General features: G+C 49.4%; 18 protein-coding genes. All 18 read right to left on the reverse strand.

Features of this window, described 5'->3' with window-relative positions:
• Positions 1–92: 92 nt before the first annotated feature.
• On the reverse strand, positions 93–1,676 hold the full coding sequence (locus tag KQJ23_RS17865) for a peptidoglycan DD-metalloendopeptidase family protein (protein ID WP_216480274.1): 1,584 nt from the start codon (positions 1,674–1,676) through the stop codon (positions 93–95).
• A 207-nt stretch (positions 1,677–1,883) separates the two neighbouring features.
• Entirely contained in the window at positions 1,884–2,558 is a 675-nt protein-coding gene (locus KQJ23_RS17870; protein ID WP_216480275.1) for a hypothetical protein, read from the reverse strand.
• 291 nt (positions 2,559–2,849) lie between these two features.
• Positions 2,850–4,136 carry an adenylosuccinate synthase gene (locus KQJ23_RS17875; RefSeq protein ID WP_216480276.1) on the reverse strand — a complete coding sequence of 429 codons (1,287 nt, stop codon included), beginning with the start codon at positions 4,134–4,136 and terminating at the stop codon, positions 2,850–2,852.
• 264 nt (positions 4,137–4,400) lie between these two features.
• Complete coding sequence (dnaB, locus tag KQJ23_RS17880; RefSeq protein ID WP_044481547.1) at positions 4,401–5,762, reverse strand: replicative DNA helicase; 1,362 nt, start codon at positions 5,760–5,762, stop codon at positions 4,401–4,403.
• A gap of 1 nt (position 5,763) precedes the next feature.
• Positions 5,764–6,207: a 50S ribosomal protein L9 gene (gene rplI, locus KQJ23_RS17885; RefSeq protein ID WP_044481549.1), complete on the reverse strand. Its 444-nt coding sequence runs from the start codon at positions 6,205–6,207 to the stop codon at positions 5,764–5,766.
• The gene (locus tag KQJ23_RS17890; protein ID WP_216480277.1) at positions 6,204–8,186 is read right to left on the reverse strand and encodes a DHH family phosphoesterase; all 1,983 of its coding nucleotides are present in this window, start codon (positions 8,184–8,186) and stop codon (positions 6,204–6,206) included. The genes rplI and KQJ23_RS17890 overlap by 4 nt, the downstream gene beginning before the upstream one ends.
• A 14-nt stretch (positions 8,187–8,200) precedes the next feature.
• The gene (locus KQJ23_RS17895; protein ID WP_216480278.1) at positions 8,201–9,118 is read right to left on the reverse strand and encodes a DUF2232 domain-containing protein; all 918 of its coding nucleotides are present in this window, start codon (positions 9,116–9,118) and stop codon (positions 8,201–8,203) included.
• Between the two features lie 6 nt (positions 9,119–9,124).
• The gene (locus tag KQJ23_RS17900) at positions 9,125–9,427 is read right to left on the reverse strand and encodes a MazG-like family protein (RefSeq protein WP_216480279.1); all 303 of its coding nucleotides are present in this window, start codon (positions 9,425–9,427) and stop codon (positions 9,125–9,127) included.
• Between the two features lie 100 nt (positions 9,428–9,527).
• Positions 9,528–9,956, reverse strand: a complete 429-nt coding sequence (locus KQJ23_RS17905; protein ID WP_216480280.1) for a CBS domain-containing protein — start codon at positions 9,954–9,956, stop codon at positions 9,528–9,530.
• Between the two features lie 399 nt (positions 9,957–10,355).
• Complete coding sequence (locus KQJ23_RS17910; protein ID WP_216480281.1) at positions 10,356–11,441, reverse strand: LCP family protein; 1,086 nt, start codon at positions 11,439–11,441, stop codon at positions 10,356–10,358.
• Between the two features lie 347 nt (positions 11,442–11,788).
• Positions 11,789–13,654 (reverse strand): oligopeptide ABC transporter substrate-binding protein, encoded by a 1,866-nt coding sequence (locus KQJ23_RS17915; protein WP_216480282.1) that lies wholly within the window; start codon positions 13,652–13,654, stop codon positions 11,789–11,791.
• 18 nt (positions 13,655–13,672) lie between these two features.
• Positions 13,673–14,578 carry an ABC transporter permease gene (locus tag KQJ23_RS17920; RefSeq protein WP_216480283.1) on the reverse strand — a complete coding sequence of 302 codons (906 nt, stop codon included), beginning with the start codon at positions 14,576–14,578 and terminating at the stop codon, positions 13,673–13,675.
• Between the two features lie 26 nt (positions 14,579–14,604).
• Entirely contained in the window at positions 14,605–15,564 is a 960-nt protein-coding gene (opp4B, locus tag KQJ23_RS17925; protein WP_216480284.1) for an oligopeptide ABC transporter permease, read from the reverse strand.
• Positions 15,565–15,569: 5 nt separating this feature from the next.
• The gene (locus KQJ23_RS17930; RefSeq protein ID WP_216480285.1) at positions 15,570–16,499 is read right to left on the reverse strand and encodes an ABC transporter ATP-binding protein; all 930 of its coding nucleotides are present in this window, start codon (positions 16,497–16,499) and stop codon (positions 15,570–15,572) included.
• Positions 16,486–17,502 carry an ABC transporter ATP-binding protein gene (locus tag KQJ23_RS17935; RefSeq protein ID WP_216480286.1) on the reverse strand — a complete coding sequence of 339 codons (1,017 nt, stop codon included), beginning with the start codon at positions 17,500–17,502 and terminating at the stop codon, positions 16,486–16,488. Before KQJ23_RS17935 ends, KQJ23_RS17930 begins: the two co-directional genes overlap by 14 nt.
• A 585-nt stretch (positions 17,503–18,087) precedes the next feature.
• Positions 18,088–18,357 carry a 30S ribosomal protein S18 gene (rpsR, locus tag KQJ23_RS17940; RefSeq protein WP_044481560.1) on the reverse strand — a complete coding sequence of 90 codons (270 nt, stop codon included), beginning with the start codon at positions 18,355–18,357 and terminating at the stop codon, positions 18,088–18,090.
• 20 nt (positions 18,358–18,377) lie between these two features.
• Entirely contained in the window at positions 18,378–18,854 is a 477-nt protein-coding gene (gene ssb, locus KQJ23_RS17945) for a single-stranded DNA-binding protein (RefSeq protein ID WP_212942302.1), read from the reverse strand.
• A 43-nt stretch (positions 18,855–18,897) separates the two neighbouring features.
• Positions 18,898–19,182, reverse strand: coding sequence for a 30S ribosomal protein S6 (rpsF, locus tag KQJ23_RS17950; RefSeq protein ID WP_044481563.1), 285 nt, complete (start codon positions 19,180–19,182; stop codon positions 18,898–18,900).
• Positions 19,183–19,313: the final 131 nt, after the last annotated feature.

Here is a 19,313-nt window from a genome sequence, read left to right on the forward strand (position 1 = left end):
CCAATCTTATTCTATCTTACCATACCTGTAACGGCGGGTCATAAGACGATGCAAAAAAAACGCCGCGAGGGCGTTTTTCTTAAAAACATGGATTATAAATATTTCAATGGATTCTGAACGCTGCCGTTCTTGATAATCTCGAAATGCAGATGCGTGCCTGTCGAGCGGCCGGTACTACCCATCACGCCCAGCTTGGTGCCCTTCTCCACAATCTGCCCCTTCTTCACCGAGATCTTGCTCAGATGGCCGTATAAGGTCTGGTATCCATTCTGGTGATCGACGATAATGCAATTGCCGTATCCTGACTTCGTGCCGGCAAAGGTAACAACGCCATCATCGGCGGACAGAATGCTTTTGTTGGAGGAGACGAGATCAATACCTTTGTGCGTCTTGCCCCAGCGCTCGCCAAAGCTGCTCGTCAGCTTCGCCCCGGACACCGGCCAGGCAAAATCGCCCGTACCGATTCCCCGCACAATCTTCGTACCCGCTAGAACAACCTTCGGCTTCGATTCCTTGATGACCTCTTGCCCGAGCCATTCTTCTTCGACGACTTCTCCGTTTTCCTTCGTCACCCGATACTTCATCGTCTTAAGCCCGCTCTCTCCGAGCGACAGTACCTTTGTCTCGCCTGCACGCATCTCATCGCTCTTCTGAATGATGACCTGCGGCTCGGTTACCAGCTGCTCGGAGACTCGCTCTACTGTAGTAACCGTAAGTGCCGGCTGTACCGCCTGGATCTGAAGCTCTGTGCCAATTTGGAGGGTAAGCTCCTTCACTCCGGGATTGCGGTTGAATAGCTCCTGCTGTGTCACTCCGTATTTTGAAGCGATCGAAGAAATCGTATCTCCCTCACGCACCTCGTACGTAATCGCAGCTTCGTCGCCTTCTAATATTTTCGCTACCACATCGCTGGCTGCCATCACTTTATAGGGATCGGTGTCCACATCCTGAACATCCACCTGCTCCTTGATGGAGACCTTCTCCAGCGCATTGTCCGGATCCTCTGTTGTTGCTGTATCTGAGGCAGCATCAGCTAGGGCCGCACTATTGCCGCCTGTCTTGGCCACCTTACTTACGAACGCAGGAACAGAGGCCGTCTTCAGCTCGGGAGCATACTTGGTCTTAATCTGCTCCAGAATCTGATCCGCGGTCTCTTGGTCCCTAACAATGGCAATCGTCTTGCCATCCACCTTCAGTTCAACACCCTTGGCATAGCCGGCAAGCATGCCATAGAGCTTGTCCAGCGTCTCTTCGCTGTTAACCTCAGCCTTATAAGCCTGATCCGGAACCGCCTTGATGCCTTCCGTATGAACGGCCATCTCAACTTCCGGATATTTCTCGCTATACTCCTTTTGCTTCTCCTGGAACAACGCCTGAAGCTGCTGCTCCTCTTCTATAGTCCCTATTTCCTGTTCTCCGACGTATACACGGTAGAAAGCTACCGTATGTGCTTCTACATATTCTACTGTTGCAAAATACCCGCCACTGCCCAGTACGAAAACGGCAACCGCACTGATTGCAATCGTCCGGATCTTGGGAGTCATGTTCAAGCGTCTTGTCAGTTCTGAGATTGGTCTGAACTTGCTTTGTTGGCTGTCCGGGTGGTTTTGATTAGTTGGATCGGTGTCTTTATTCTTGCGCCATAGCTGCCAGCGCATCCCCCTGAAACCTTTCATTGCTGTTCTCCTTTGCAATTCGACTGAAATCGACATGAAATGATGTCAAAATTTTAACCTTTTATTATCCTTGTTAAGAGTAACACAGTCAGCTTTAACATTTCAACTCAAGCCAAAAAGGCCGGAAGCCCTTATTATACTTAGGCTCCCGGCTTTTTATGCAAATTTTTCCGTTTATTCTTTTTTACAATCCTGTGAATGTGAACGCTATTTTTTTAATAAATTCAAGATTTTGGCATACTCTTCTTTGCTTAAATGCTTGGATAGAATCTGTTCAATTTCGATCATTTCCGTCTCTGTTAATCCCCCTTCGATCAGCTCGCTCATTCTCAGCATCTCCTCCTGAGGAAGCTTGCTCATCAAGGTGGCGAATACCTCTTCCTTCTCACTGTCGCTTAGCTCGTCCTTCTTCGCCAATAGATCGTCCGGCGTTACCAATACCTGCTGATCTTGTCCGGCCCCTGCCGCCTCGCCTGCAATGCCGCCCATGACCGGAATGGAGCCCTCAGGAGCTTCCTCCTCTACGTCACCCTCTACCGGCGAGCTGCCTGTATCCCCGTTAGCCTCTTGATCCTCCGAGGTATTGTTCTCTCCCAAGCGCTCTGTTCCCGAAGCCCCCGCAGCATCTAAGCCTGCTCCTGCTTGTTCATTCCTGTCCGGTGCCGGTTGCCCCTTCGAATCAGAACCCCCCTGCGAACCGAATCCCAGCATTCCCTTCATCATACTGCCCAGGCTCGGCGCCTGACCGGCTATAGACAGATTATAGCTGCCAAGCAGCGTCTGAATGTACGTATTTACCACATATCCCGTCGTAAGCACGGTCAGCAGCGTGACCATAACCACAACCAGTCCCAGTCTTGCGAATTTAAGCAACCATTTCACTGACTTTCCTCCATCCCGCCGTCAGCCGGTTCATTCTAGCTTCAAGCATCCGCTTGATAGAACGGAAGCTAGTGATTCGGCTGCGCATCTGTCTACTATATTTCCAGTATGGACGGCAAAGTGGAGATATAACCTCCCCTAAGAGCAAATGAGCAGACTAGTCAGGAAGATAGACTCTTTCTACTACTTCTCACATCCATTTACGAGCAGTGCAGGTTTGTGAAGTACAGCAAAAAGACCGCTTCTGCATACCGTAGAAAATAACGGCTTGCAGAAAACGGCCTATGATGGTTATTCGTAGATTGGCAGAACCTGATTCGTCTGGCTGCGGTTACGGCCTACGGAGAAGATCGCAATCGGAATACCGGTCAACTCAGATACGCGCTTCACGTAGTTGCGAGTCGTCTCCGGCAAATCCTCCAGTGTTTTCGCTTCGGAGATGTCCTCGCTCCAGCCTGGAAGTTCTTCGTATACGGCTTCACATTCCGCCAGCATCTTAAGGCTCGCCGGATAGTGAGTGATAACTTCACCGCGGTATTTATAACCGGTACAGATTTTAACTGTCTTGAGACCTGTAAGCACATCAAGCGAGTTCAATGACAGTCCGGTCAATCCGCTTACACGACGGGCATGGCGGACAACGACGCTGTCGAACCAGCCGACCCGGCGCGGACGTCCGGTTACGGTGCCGTATTCATGACCGGTCTCGCGGATGAAATCGCCGATCTCATCGTTCAGCTCGGTTGGGAAAGGTCCGTCGCCGACGCGGGTCGTATAGGATTTCGCAACACCGATCACCTGATCGATCTTGGAAGGTCCTACCCCTGAGCCGATGCAGACGCCGCCAGCCGATGGATTGGATGAGGTAACGAACGGATAGGTGCCTTGGTCGATGTCCAGCATCACACCTTGCGCCCCTTCGAACAATACCTTTTTATCCGCATCAATCGCATCGTTCAATACCACGGAGGTATCGGTGACGTAAGGACGAAGCACCTCTGCATATTCCAGATACTTCTGCAGCACTTCTTCAACATCCAGCGGCTCTGCGCCGTAGACCTGTTGAATCACATGATTCTTCTCGTTCATCAGGTGACGCAGCTTGAGCTCGAATTCCTCCGGATCCATCAGATCGGCAATCCGGATGCCGCTGCGAGCCGCCTTATCCATATAAGCCGGGCCGATTCCCTTGCGAGTCGTACCGATCTTGTTCGGTCCCTTGCGATCTTCTTCCAGAGCATCCAGCACCATATGATACGGCATGATGACATGCGCGCGGTCACTGATCACCAGATTTTTCGTCGTGAAGCCATTCTCGTGAATATAATTAATCTCGTCGATCAGCGCGGACGGATTCACAACCATCCCGTTGCCGATCACGCACTTCTTATCTGAATAGAACACGCCCGAAGGAATCAGGCTGAGTTTGTACTTCTTGCCATCGATAAGAATGGTGTGACCGGCGTTGTTACCGCCTTGATAACGGGCCACCACATCTGCGCTCTCCGCCAGATAATCCGTGATTTTACCTTTACCTTCGTCTCCCCATTGGGTTCCTACAACAACTACCGTTGACATGTACATTCCCCCGCCCGGTGCCTTCGCACCTGTATTTGCTTGAATTAAGATGACGCTGTGCCGCTTGGCCGCTTCACCCGTAATTGTGGCTGTAACTGAATCCTGCTACCCTGACATTTTACGTTAATTTAGCGCATCAAAGCAGCAATATCAGTTTACCAGTCTCCATTTTTAAAGTCAAATTAAAAAACGAACAATCACCCAATGACATGAATGATTGTTCGGAAATAAAGTGATAAATGTCGATTTATTCGGAAAAATAGACTATCCGGCGAAAGCATCGCTATGCGCCCGCTCATAATTGGCAAATTTATTGAAGTTCTTCAGAAAGACCAGCTCTACGGTACCTACCGGACCATTCCGCTGCTTGGCGATAATGATCTCGATAATGTTCTTCTTCTCGGTCTCCTGGTTATAATAATCATCCCGGTACAGGAAGGCAACGATATCGGCATCCTGCTCGATCGAACCGGATTCCCGCAGGTCAGACATCATCGGACGCTTGTCCTGCCGCTGCTCCACACCCCGGCTAAGCTGGGAAAGAGCAATAACCGGCACTTCCAGCTCACGAGCAATCTGCTTGAGCGTCCGGGATATTTCCGAGACCTCCTGCTGACGGTTCTCGCCGGGCTTGCCGCGGCCGTGAATGAGCTGAAGGTAGTCGATCACGATCATGCCTAACCCCTTCTCCTTCTTAAGCCGTCTACACTTGGCCCGAATATCGGCTACGGTGACACCGGGTGTATCGTCAATGTAAATCTCCGCTTCGGACAAGGCCGCGATGCCCATCGTCAGCTTGGACCAATCATCATCGTTCTTGAAATCACCGGTCCGCATCACGCCTGCATCCAGATTAGCCTCGGCGCAGATCATCCGCTGTACCAGCTGGGGCGCCGACATTTCCAGACTGAAGATCGCCACGGTCTCTTTGGCACGTACCGCGACATTCTGCGCGATGTTCAGCGCAAAAGCGGTCTTACCCACGGAAGGCCGTGCAGCTACGATAATCAGGTCATTCCGCTGAAAGCCGGACGTCATTTTGTCCAGATCGACGAACCCCGACGGAATGCCGGTGGTGTTCCCTTTGTTCTGGTGAAGCTGCTCGACCCGATCGAACACCTCCATCAATACATCGCGTATGGCAATAAAGCCGCTGCCGGAGCGGCGGTTAGAGATCTCCAGAATCCGGCGCTCGGCATCGCTGAGCATACCGGAGACATCCTCGCCTCCCGTGTAGCCATCGCTGACAATCTGTGTTGCTGTACGAATCAAACGCCGGAGCATCGATTTCTCTTCAATGATTCGGGCATAGTAATCCACGTTTGCCGCAGTCGGAACAGCATGCGCAAGCTTGGCCAAATAACTGACCCCGCCCGTCTCCTCCAGCTCGCCGCGATCCTGCAGACGGGAGGTCAGCGTAACCAGATCAATCGGCTGCCCTTCCTCCCCCAGTTGTACCATCGCTTCATAAATGAGCTGGTGAGGCTTATCGTAGAAATCCTCGGTACGAACCCGCTCCATGGCCGTAATAAGCGCTTCGGATTGAAGCAGGATCGCGCCAAGCACCGCTTGTTCTGCTTCCAGATTCTGCGGAGGGATACGGTCGTAATAAGGATCTACGCTCATCTTATTCCTCCGTGACCTGAACCTTGACCGTCGATTTCACTTCCGGATGAAGCTTCACCGGTACTTGAGTGACGCCAAGCGAACGAATCGGATCGTGCATTTCAATCTTTCGTTTATCGATTTTGACCCCGGCTTTTTCAAGTGCTTCCGCCACTTGCTTGCTCGTAATGGCTCCGAACAGGCGGCCGCCCTCTCCAGCCTTCGCCTTCAAGGTTACCGTCATCTCTTCCAGCTTCTTGCCCAGTTCCGCTGCTTCTTCCTTCTCGCGCTCCTTGCGCTTGGCCTCTGCGGCAGTCTGGTTCTCCAGTGTCTTCACGTTGCCGTCGGTAGCCGGACGAACCAGCCCGCGCGGGATCAGGAAGTTCTGTGCGTAGCCCTCCGATACCTCCTTGATCTCACCCTTCTTGCCTTGTCCTTTAACATCCTTCAAAAAGATAACCTTCATTCGAATAACCCCTCTTCCTTCTCGATTTCATCCAGAACGGCCAGAAGCCTTTGCTCTGCTTCCGCCTGGGTACCTTCCAGCTGTACTGCGGCATTCGTTAAATGCCCGCCCCCGCCAAGGCGCTCCATGACTACCTGCACATTCATACTGCCGAGTGAACGGGCGCTGATTCCGATCAACCCGTCAGGGCGCTCGCTAATGACGAACGAGGCGAGCACATTGGTCATGTTAAGCAGCGTATCTGCAACCTGAGCAATCAATAGCTGCGGTATCTTGCGGTTCTCCTCGGTCACGGCGAGCGCAATATGATTATGAATCATGCGGGCATGCTTGATAATATCCGCCTTCGCGATATACTCCTGCAAATCCTCCTTGAGCACCCGTTGTACCAAGGCCGTATCTGCGCCCATGCGGCGCAGGAACCCGGCGGCCTCAAAGGTACGCGATCCGGTATGCAGAGCAAAATGCTTCGTATCGATGGTAATCCCCGCAAGCAGCGTCGTTGCTTCAAGCGGACTTAATTCGACCTTCTCATGAATGTATTGCAGCAGCTCGGTTACCAGCTCGCATGCAGACGAAGCATACGGCTCCAGGTAGACGAGCACAGCATCATTGATAAATTCTTCTCCGCGCCGATGATGGTCGACGACCACCACCCGACGGGCCGCATCAACCAGCCTCGGCTCCATCGTGATCGAGCCCTTATGGGTATCCACGACCACCAGCAGCGTATGCGGCGTCATCATGCCGAGCGCCTGCTCCGGCGAGATGAACCGGCGCATCAGCGGTTCCTCCTGGCGGATCCGCTCCATCAAGCGCTCGATGCCTGGATTCGACTCATCCAGCACAATATGGGCCTCCACCTTATACATATCGGCGGCCTTCATGACGCCGATGGATGCCCCGATTACGTCGAGATCGGGCATCCGATGGCCCATAATAATCACGCGATCGCTCTCCTGCATCAGATCGCGCAGCGCATGCGCAATGACGCGTGCACGCACGCGCGTCCGCTTCTCTACGGCGCCGGTCTTGCCGCCGTAGAACGAGAGCCGCTGGCCTGCCTTCACAGCGGCCTGGTCACCCCCGCGCCCGAGCGCCATGTCCAGGCTCGACTGGGCCAGTTCGCCCAGCTCGCTGAAGCGCTCGGTGCCGAAGGCAAGGCCGATGCTAAGGGTCATCGGCACCTTCAGGTCCGCGGTCATCTCGCGGACCTCGTCCAGGATCACGAACCGGCTCTGCTCCAGTTCGTTCAGCGATCTCTGATTCAGGATCATCAGATACCGCTCGGAAGACAGTCGGCGCAGATAGATCCGATACTGCTTAGCCCATTCCGTGATCGCCTGCGCGACACGGGCGATCAGCGCGGTCCGCTGCTGGTCGTCCATACCTTGCGCAGCCTCGTCCAGATTATCCAGCAGAATAATCCCCAGCGCTACGCGTTCGTTCTCATACCGCTCCCGAAGAAGCGCCAGCTCGGTAATATCGTGGAAGTAGATCAAGCGTTCCTCATGATCCACTGACAATTCGTAGTAACGTCCGCCCGCCACAACCTCAATTGTATGCTTGCCGGGCTTAATATCCTTCTTGTCTCTTGCCGGAAACGGCAAGCTGGGCAGCAGTTCAGGCAAAGGCTGGCCGACAACCGTGTCCTTGCCAAATACTCCCGCGACATAGTGATTGTGCCATTCGACCACTCGATCGTCGCTGAACAGCAGAATACCGAACGGCAGGCGTCCGATCGCTTCGCCCTCCACCCGTTTGATCCTGTACGTCAAATCCGTGACGTACTTCACCAGCTCCTTGCGGAAGCGCCGCTCCGCCTGCAGCATAAAATACGCCAGGACTCCAACCAGACAGAGTGCGACAAGTCCGAGAATCCAGTTGTAGAAGCTGACGAAAATGACGAGCAGAAGCTGGAGCAGGAACATCCATACGGTCTGGTATCCGTGCCAGCGTTTTTGTAGTAAACTTGGCATGCCTTTTCACCCTATCATTTTGGTCTCGTGAGCTTCTCTCGCAGCGGAAATGCAATATCAAGCATCCCGGCAATGCGCAACGGTGCAAGGAATAAAGCCGCTATGACAAGCAATACCGGAATCGCAGGATTCCACTTCTTGTGGTACGCCACGAAGAAGAACAGGCTGGCCGACTGAACCAAGAACAAGAACTGCAGCAAAGGCATCATATTCAACAGGATTGTACCTATAAAGCTATTCGGAACGGATGATCCTGAAAACAGCTGAAGAATCAATCCGACCAAGTAATACCAGATCAAGGAGCGAGGAAAACGCCAGTCGCGAAGCGGCGGCAGCTTAGGAACGATATGTCCCATGCTTGCCAGAGTCGGACGGACAATCGCATGGGTGAGGCTTGCCAGCACCAGCGAGCATACAATAATCGTGAACGGAATCATGCGGACCGTAAATACCGAAAGCTGCTGACTTAGCTCCGGAGTCCATACAGCCCCGCCGGCAAGCGAGGTGTCCGTCATATTTTGTAATGGCGCCATGGCTAAATTCAGCATTTCCTCGATCATGCCTGCCAGATTGAAATCAAACCAGATGGTCGTAATCAGCAGCAGCAGCAAGAACAAGGCTGTAATGGAACCCGCCCCGATGAATAAAACCTTGAGTGCGGAAGTCCTTTTTTTATAGAGGTGCCCCATAATGACAGCGGGAATCAGGAAATAGACCGCCTGCAGCAATATGGCCGGACCAAAGATCAATGCAGCGATCAGCCAGGCCGGGACAAGATGCAGCGCCAGTCCCCGAAAAGATAGTGTCGCATAGAGCACGACGACCGGCACAATCAAGAAGAAAGTTGTGACGACCGTCAGCGGTGTTGCCAGTGACAGCAGAAGCAGCAAATACACGATGCTCCAGGCCACCGATGTCCAGCGGAATTTCAAGTGGGTTCACCTCTTACGCATATGTTCTTCCAGTGTGGAGATATCTTGATACCAGTCTTCCAACTGGTGTCCTTCTTGCTTATGTTTCCTCAGCTTATCCAGAACTGCTTCATCCAGATCCCGATAAGATATACCCAGCCGGCGTCCCAGTATGTAACTGCTAACCATCAGGCTGGCAAGGCTGTCCATGATGCGTGTCGTGCTGCCTTCCCACAAGGCCTTGAATAATCGGGATACGTGATCGACAACCTCGGTCTTCAACCATTCAATCACTTTCGCACGCTTGGCGACATCCATTTCCTTTTGCATAGACGGCAGCCTTCACCCTCCCAAAAAAGCATTATTCTACATTATAGCATAAAGCATGCCCCTCAAGAGAAGCAACGAGGGGCTGATGATGCACCGAAAATTATATCCCGGGCACTCCGGTACTTCTGGACACAAATCGCTCACAGTATTCAATAATCTGACTGCGGCGGACTATGCCGATGAACCGGCCCATATCGTCGACGACGGGCACAAAGTTCTGAACCTTCGCCAGATTGATCAGGTCTTCCATATCAGCATCAATGGATACCGGCTTGATGTTCAACTTCAGCGGGATCTCCCGCAGATAAAATTTTGAAGCGTTCTCAAATGTCACCTTGCCGTCAGAATTTTTCATGTACCAGAGAAGATCGCCTTCGGTAACTGTCCCGACATAGACTCCATCCCTTCCCAGAATGGGTACGGCTGTATACCTATGGAACTCCATCCGCTCCAGCGTTTGCCGCAGCGTCGAATCCATTGTAACGGTTACCACATCATTCTTGGGAAGTAAGAAAAACGCAATATTCATTTAAAAAGCCCTCCTCATTTGATTCCCTTGCCTGTTCTGCATATGAGCGGCGCTTGAGGCCATGGCGCGAAATCGGCAGCCGGTATACCGGACTGCCGAGGGATCATTTATTTAGATAAGTGCGAGTTCAAAAAGTCAGCTTTTCAACACCGAGAAGGTTGCGAGAACCCGAAGAAGGAGGAACGGAGTGTAGGCAAACCCTACATGAGCGAAATGCTTCCAAAGGAAGCATGCCTCGTAAGCATCCGCTCAGACTTCGAGGGTGAACGCAAGATTCGATGCCGAATTAACCCCTTGAATTACTTCGTGATCAAAAGATGACTTTTTGAACTTCCTTTATAAGTGCTATATTCAGTCTAACATATCAAGGCCTGTATAGGACAATTCGAATGTTGCCGATTATTGACTCGTTGTGTCTGTTGCCGACGTATTGCCCGCATTGTCCGTGTTCGAAGCCGCTGCATCCTTCTCCGCGTCTGCGGGCAGCAGTAACTCCTGCGGCTCCGTGTCCGGATTGCTCCAGCTGGCGATCATTTGCTTCGCGAACTCCAGATCCTCCTCATTGGCTGCATCATAGTATATCCCATCCTTGCGGAAGCCTTCACCCATAATGGTAAAGCCCTCAATCGTCGGAGATGGACCTAGCAGCACCTTCTTCGATAACTCGATAATGTCGCTTGGCAGCATATCTGTCTTGAAGTTTTCACCCATCATATCCATCAAGCTTGGGATTTTCGATACCTGATCCAGCTTCAGCATCCGGTCCACGATCGCATTCAGAAAAATCTGGTGCCGCTTGGTCCGGTTAAAGTCGCTGTCCTCCCGGTATCGAACGTAGTTGAGCGCCTCTTGTCCTTCATACAATGGCTTATTTGCTTTAATCGTGAATTTCTCATGATCCTTCTGCTTGTTCACGATATCCTTCGTAATTGGAAGCTCTATACCGCCCAGTGCATCGACAACCTGCTTCAAACCTTCAAAATTGATTGCCGCATAGTAATCTACCGAGCTGCCGAGGAAATTCTCAACCGTATCCTTCGTCATCTTCTCGCCGCCAAAGGCGTAGGCATGGTTGATCTTGTCTTCCTTATCCCTGCCGATAATCTCGGTATACGTATCCCGCGGAATCGACACCAACAGCACCTTCGATTCCTCCGGGCGGACGACCGCATAGATCATCGTATCTGAACGGGCCGGTTCATTTGCCCGTTGGTCTACCCCAAGCAGGAGCATGCTGAACGGCTCCATTTTCTCCTCTTTTACCACAATAACCGGCTGCTGCTGCTCTTCTTCAAGCGGAGCATAGGATTGCTCCAACTTCTTCTCCACCTGACCGGATAAGAACAAGTCGAATGCCATAACGGCAAGCGGCTTGCGGAATACAAACGCGCCTGCCCCGGCAATCACGAGAACGAGCAGCACGATCAACGCTTTTTGCATGCCGCTTCTCTTCTTCCGGGACGTCTGTTTTTTGCCTTCTTTCATATATATGCCTCCATCCAGGTAATTTATCTCATGAAGAATCTGATATGGGTCCTCACATGTAAATATCCTACCGTTTCGTAATATACCATACAGACGATTTTCGATTCAACAAAGTTACCGCGTCGGATATTGGCATTAGAGGGGACAAATCCCTAAATGATGGCCTCTGATATGAACCAGACTGATGATTCTGCGTTGCCCCCTAACTCGCTCTCCGATGTTTAACTGTCCTATGCTATTGTACAGTACCCTGCTTGCATGCCGAAAGGGGCCCTCCCGCAGATCAAGTCTTTGGGACAGCCCCTTTTCAGTGCCCTTGAAGGGTGCTAAATGAGTTGAAAGAAAAATTATTTTGCTACAACAGGCTTATCTTGAGTTACACCGATTTGATGAGGGTAAAGACCCGTTCCATCGCCAATGGCATAGTTCACGATCCGCTCATTGACCGGAGACAAGAGCGAACGATACAAGGTAGGGAATACAGGAATTTGTTCTACCATATATTGCTGCCACTCTTTGTAGACCGATTTGCGGTATTCCACATCGAAGGCTTTCTCAGAAACACCGTCTGCCAGCAGACGATCATTTTCTTCAGATGCCCAACGCGGGAAGTTATAAAGCGCATCGCGTCCGTACAAACCTGTTGGATCCACATCAATACCTACCGTCCATGCACCCATATACACATCTACGTTCGGGTCATCCGTACCTTCAGAGCCGACTTTTGTATAGAAGGTGTTGAATTCAAGCATTTCGAGATTCACTTTCAGACCAATGGCAGCCCAGGATTGTACATAGTATTGAGCCAGCGGCTCTGCAATGTCACTGCCTGTCATGGAAACAAAGTTGATTTCCAGCGGAGATCCATCTGGGTTCTTACGATATTCGCCATCATATGCATAGCCGGCATCATCCAATGTTTTCTTCGCTGCTTCAAGATCAAAGGTTACGCCTGGGTTAGAAGCATCGTGAAAGTCAGGATGTGAAGGCGGAATCAGCGTCGTCCCGCCCCAACGAAGACCTTTGTAGAATTTCTTACCCACCTGATCATTGTCTACCGCCTGCCACATGGCTTTACGCAGGTTTACATCCGCCATTTTCGCATTTGGATTCATAGCAATTTCTTTTTTCGCGGCATCCCATGTTCCAAGTTTAAAGCCGATATAGGAATAGGCGCGGTCGATAATACCCAGGAATTCAACATTGGACATATCCGCGTTATCCGGATATTGGTCAACCGGGAAATCACTTACGAGGTCAACCCCGCCGCTCTTCAATTCTTGAACAACGGTCGTTGCAGGGATTACTTTCAGAATCACTTCATCCAGGAGCGGCTCGCCGCGCCAGTAATCTGTATTCTTCTTATAGACAACCGATTCGCCCGGAACAATGCTCTCTACCTTGAACGGACCAAAGCCGATTGGATTTTGACGAACCTGTGGAGAAGCGGCGATATCCGCTACAGGGATGTCCTTAAAGATATGCTTGGCTAATGGATAAGTCCAGACTCCGCCTGTCAGCAAGGAAGGCGTGGAATTAATATAGGTGATTTGCAGTTGCTTGTCATTAAGCACCTTGATCCCTGAAATCTTGTCTGCCTTACCCTCATGATACTCTACAACACCTTCAATATTCGTGAAATCGGAACCATAGCGAGGGCCATTGTAATCCGGGTGGGAAATGACCTCATGGGCGAATTCCCAGTCTTCAGCCGTTACCGGAACACCGTCATGCCAGTTCACGTTGTCACGGATGGTGAAGGTAAAGGTGCGTCCATCTTCGGACACTTCATAAGTAGCGGCTCCATCATTGGTGTACACATAGTTTGCATCCCAAGTCAGCAAGCCCTCATCGAACCATTCCAGAACGTGCGCATCCGGAGATCCGGAATAGAAGTTGAAATTGAGTGTTCCTTCAAACGGGGAGTCCCCTACCAAACCGTATGTGATGCTGCCGCCTTGAATCGGCTCCCCACGGTTTGTCTTCACGTTGGAAAAATCAGCGATATTGAAATTGCCGTCGGCATCTGCCTTTGGCTTGCCATCGTCGGTGCTGTTCTCACCTTGATTGGACGTATTCTCTGAAGGCGTGTTATTTCCGGTTCCCGGGTTTGCTGATTTGTCGCCTCCATTGGAGCTGCACGCCGCCAAAGCCAACACTAAGGTTAGCATTAACACGACTTGCCATGACCTTGACCAACTCGACTTTTTCATGGATAGATTCCTCCCTTTTTATCCTTTTCTTTGTCTTGCATCTGTCGCGCGCTTCAGCGCTTGACCGACATTATTTATACTCAACATCATCGCCAAGATCAGTAATGATGCAGGTAACCAAATCCACCATCTGGACTCCAGTGTCTGAGGATTCCTGGCATAACCAACCAACGTTCCCAGACTTGGCGTACTTTCAGGAAAACCAAATCCAAGGAAGGAAAGTCCTGATTCAAGTCCAATATTTCCCGCCAAACTTAAAGTCATTGCAACGATGATAATCGAAGTTAAATTCGGCAGCACCTCCATGATCATAATCCTTAAATTAGATGATCCTAAGGTCCTTGATGCCTGTACATATTCCAGTTCTCTTTCCTGCAAGGTTTTGGAACGAATTAACCTCGCCTTGCTCATCCATAAGAAGCTGGTCATAATCAAGCAAAATTGAATAATATTATATTTGGGAACGATGGTTACGAAGATAATAACGATCATGGTGAAAGGGAGAATAATAAAGAAGTCCACCACTCTCATGATCGCATTATCCACATGACCACCGAAATATCCGGCTACAAGTCCAACCACAAGCCCGATTAATCCTGCCAGCAAGGTGACTACTACACCGATGGTGATGGAATTGCGGGCACCGATAATCAATTGCCCGAACACATCCCGTCCCCCGTAGTCCGTACCTAGCCAGAAATCTGCGGAAGGCGGCTGGTACAGGGCGAAGAGGTCTACCTTTACCACTTCCTTCTGATCAAGGAATAAGGATACCCCGTAGACCAGGACAATAATGAGGCCCAAAAATATTAAAGAGACTAGGGCTACCTTATCTCGAACCAATTCTCGCCACAGTACGCGCCAGCCTGACGGGCTCTTGCTATAGTCATCCGGCTGGATCAATTCAGCATTTGCATTTGCCATTTCTTTCACCCCGAATTTTTCCTAAATTATTTTATGCGAATACGAGGATCCACAATGTTTAGAATAATATCCGATATAAGCGCACCGACGATCGATGCGATCCCAAACAACAATGCAACTGCTATAACTACACTAAAGTCGCGTCCTACAATCGATTGGAGAAAGAGTTGCCCCATGCCGGGATAAGCAAAAATCGCCTCGATAAATACCGTCCCGCCAATAAGCCCCGTAATTTCAAAACCTAGAAATGCAGCGATCGGGAGTAAGGAATTTCTAAAAATGTGACGGTTGTACACACGGGATTCAGAGGCTCCCTTTGCTCTGGCAGTGATAATAAAATCCTTCTGCTTTGTGTCAATGATTTCGTTTCTGAGGTACTGCACGGTACTAACTACTCCGATTAGCGCCATACTCAGTGCAGGCAGTAGCAGATGATATATTTTACTTAAGACATATCCGATCCCTTCTGTTGCTCTAGGATTAACAGAGCCTCCGGTAGGGAACCATCCCAGGTAAAATCCGAAGAACCACAGCATCAGCAAGCCAAAAATGAACAGCGGCATAGCAAAACCGATATAGGTGTATCCGGAAATAATCCGATCGAAAAAGGTGTCATTGTAGCGCCCGCTAATGATGCCCAATGGAATAGCGATCAAATAGGTCAGAATAAGCGTTGCCAGTGCCAGCCACAACGTATTGGAGACACGCTGGGAAATCAACTCGGTTACCGGCATTTTATACTTGAACGAATTACCCAGGTCGCCTTGCGCTGCATTTGATATCCAGTCCCAGTACTGCACATACCATGGATTATTCAGTCCCAGCTTCTCCCGCATCGCTGCAAGAGCATCCGGATCCAGGCTCGGATCAATCAGTCCGGTAAGGGCATCCCCCGGCATGGCCTTTGCCATTAAGAAAAGCACGATACTTAAAATGAAGATCTGAGGGATCATAATGAGTACTCTTCGAACAATTGTCTTCCACATAGCTTTCAACCTTTCTGAGGCAGTGCCACGAAATGTGTGTCTGAAACCGGCTTTAAGGGATAGACCAATCCGTTCTCGTCAAAATATCTCTGGTGAGCTTCCTTATACTCTTCTTGGACAGAGCGACGGAACTCTACCTGCTGCTCCCGCTGGCGAGGATCGATATCCGGTATCGCAGCGATTAAACGTTTGGTATAGATGTGCTGAGGACTTTCAAAGATATCATTGGCCGTCCCCTCTTCCACATATCGGCCCTTATACATAATTCCGATTTTGTCGCACATATGGCGGATAATCCCTAGATCATGGCTTATAAATAAAAAGGTCAGGTTGAGTTCCCTTTGAATCTCTCTCATAAAGTTCAGGACCTGCGCTTGCACCGATACATCCAGTGCAGAGACGGGTTCGTCAGCGATGATTAATTTGGGCCTCAAGGCAATTGCTCTTGCGATCCCAATCCGCTGTCGCTGCCCTCCCGAGAACTGATAGGGATACTTTAGAAAGGATTCCGGGCTTAGTCCTACTTGCTCCAACAACTCGTGGACGCGCTTCTTTTCTTCTTGCGGAGACAGCTTTTCGAAATTGCGCAGCGGCTCTGCAATGATATCCCCCACTCGCTTCTTTGGATTTAAAGACGAGTAGGGATCCTGGAATATCATCTGGATATCTCGTCCAAAACGGCTTCGGCCCTTGACATGCCCAATTTCCTTGCCTTCAAATTTGATGCTTCCGCCGGAAATATGATTTAGCCCGATCACAGCCCGGCCCATCGTCGTTTTCCCCGAGCCCGACTCTCCTACCAAGCCGTAGGTTTGACCTGCCTTGATCGTCATATTGACGCCATCCACAGCTCTTACATGATCAACAACAGTTCTGAAGATGCCTCCCCGAATCGGATAGTGCACCTTCAAATCTTTGATTTCAAGAATTGACATGTTCGCTATCCTCCTCTGATTGAGCCGGAAAGTAAAAGTGTTTGTAACATGTACAACGGACAAAATGTCCTTCCGCTATTTCATGCATCTCCGGATGTGCTTCATGCTTCTCCGACTCGATCCAGGGAATCCGCGGAGCAAAACGGCAGCCTTCCCGGGGAAGATTTTTTAATGACGGGACTATCCCTTGAATGACATGTAACTTAGACTTCACTTCACTTACGGTCGGAATCGAGTTCAATAGAGATTTGGTATAGGGATGCTTTGCGTTAGAGACCAGGGTATAGATGTCTGCTATCTCCACAATCTGTCCGGCATACATAACCGCAACACGGTCCGCCATTTCGGCGACTACCCCAAGATCGTGAGTGATTAAGATAATCCCGGCTTCCATATCATTCTTCAATTCTCGGATCAGATCGAGAATTTGCAATTGGATCGTTACATCGAGTGCGGTTGTCGGTTCATCAGCAATGAGCAGCTTCGGTCCGTTTGCGATAGCAATTGCTATGACAATACGCTGCCGCATCCCTCCGGAAAGCTCATGCGGATATTGCAAATACGTAACTTCAGGACGTGGAATGCCAACCTTGTTAAGCAGCTCAATCGCCTGCCTCTTCCGTTCGGCTTTGCCTGATGTGGGCTGATGAAGCAATATGACTTCTTCAATTTGCCTGCCGACGGTCATCAGAGGATTAAGTGCAGATAAGGGGTCCTGAAAAATCATGCTGATATCCTTCCCGCGCAATTTGTTCAATTGGTTCGCAGGCATTTCAACGAGGTCTTGCTCCCCGTAATAGATATGCCCTTCCATCTTTGCCCGAGTATGCAGACCCATAATCGAGTAGGCAAGTGCGCTCTTTCCAGAGCCCGACTCTCCTACAATCGCTAGGATTTCATTCTTCCTAACCCTGAGTGAAACATGATCTACGGCTGCATAATAATCATCATCAATCCGAAAAGAGGTGGTTAAATTCTCAATTTTCAACAAATCTTCGCTCAAATTTATCACCCTAACAAAGAAGAATTTTGACGAATTTAATCAATATTTAATAGATTTAAGGTTTTGATGTAGTAAATAATAGATGAATGTCTATAAAGGGGGATGTTTAATGGTTCATTATTATTCTGTTTTATGAATAAATAACCACTGGTCAAAATTAAATTAAAAAAATTTTACATTGATTTATTCTAAATTATCGCATAAAAATTGGGGTTTATTTGAATTTAATAAATAATATACTCTATGTTAGCTAATATTCCAAGTATTTTTCCTGTTAATTCCCTACCTTTTTTATCTCACCTTTTAAAAGGTTACTTGGATTGTAAAATTCATGTAATGTATATTAATTCATTCCTGGATTCTATATAGTGACAGAAGTCCTCCTATAGAGGACAATCCCAACCTTAAAATAAGATTAAAATTAGCTTAAAATATAGGAATAATTAATTTATACTTTTTTGGATTAAAGTGTAAGGAGTCCACTGGAGAGCAACATATTTAGCCTTTAGAATTTATTGCTTTCAACACAAAAAAGCTGACCTTGTACGTTCAGTACAGGTCAGCTTTTTATTTGAACAGCTTATACTATTCAGTAGTGTATGGCAGCAATGCGATTTGACGCGAACGCTTGATAGCAACTGTCAACAGACGTTGGTATTTTGCGCTAGTGCCTGTTACACGACGTGGCAAAATCTTACCACGCTCGCTGATGAATTTCTTCAACAGCTCGATGTCTTTATAGTCAATGTGAGTAATTTTGTTCGCAGTGAAGTAGCACACTTTACGACGCTTGTTACGGCCGCCGCGGCGAGCCGGTCTCTTGTCGTCTCCGCCTTCTCTTTGTTTGAAGCTCATGCTTTTCAGTCCTTTCCAAATTAAAATGGCAAATCGTCATCCGAAATATCGATCGGTTTCCCGTCATCGGAGAATGGATCGTTGTTGCGGGAGGAGTTATTATTGCTGCGTCCGGCATTGCCGCCGCCAGCAAACGGAGCTTCCTCACGCGGTCCTCCGCCACCTGATGCACCTTCGCGGTTCGATTCCAAGAAACGGACATTATCGGCAATAACCTCAGTGACGTATACACGCTTACCTTCGTTATTCTCATAATTCCGAACTTGAATTCGCCCTTCCACAGCAGTCAAGCGACCTTTACGCAAATAATTTGCGCAAGTCTCCGCAAGCTGTCTCCAGGTAACTACCGGAATGAAATCCGCCTCACGTTCTCCCCCTTGCGAAGTAAACGGTCTGTCTACCGCAATGGTAAACTGAGTTACAGCCACACCGGATGGTGTATAACGCAGCTCCGGATCCCGGGTAAGTCGTCCAATCAGAATGACACGGTTCAACAATCAAATCCCCTCCTTCGGGCATTAGGAATTACTCAGTTACGGATTAAGCAACGTCTTTAGTAATGAGATAACGGATAACCTCGTCGGAAATCTTCAGAATCCGCTCAAGCTCAGCAACAACTTCTGGAGCTGCAGTAAAGTTTACGAGAACGTAAACTCCATCACGGATCTTGTTAATCTCATACGCAAGCCGGCGTTTGCCCATCACGTCATGCTTTGTAATTTCGCCGCCGTTTTGGATGATGCCTTGGAATTTTTCGACTGCCGCTTGAACAGCTTCTTGTTCAAGATCAGGACGAATAATGTACATCAATTCGTATTTGCGCATTTGGTTCACCTCCTTATGGACTATGGCCCCATCCTGTTACACATGGAGCAAGGAGCGAGTCTAAGCTCGCACCATAATAATATACCAAAATCAACGACTCACTGCAAGCATGAAACAATTTCCGTCTACAT

Source organism: Paenibacillus brevis (assembly GCF_018919145.1).
Taxonomy (GTDB): domain Bacteria; phylum Bacillota; class Bacilli; order Paenibacillales; family Paenibacillaceae; genus Fontibacillus; species Fontibacillus brevis.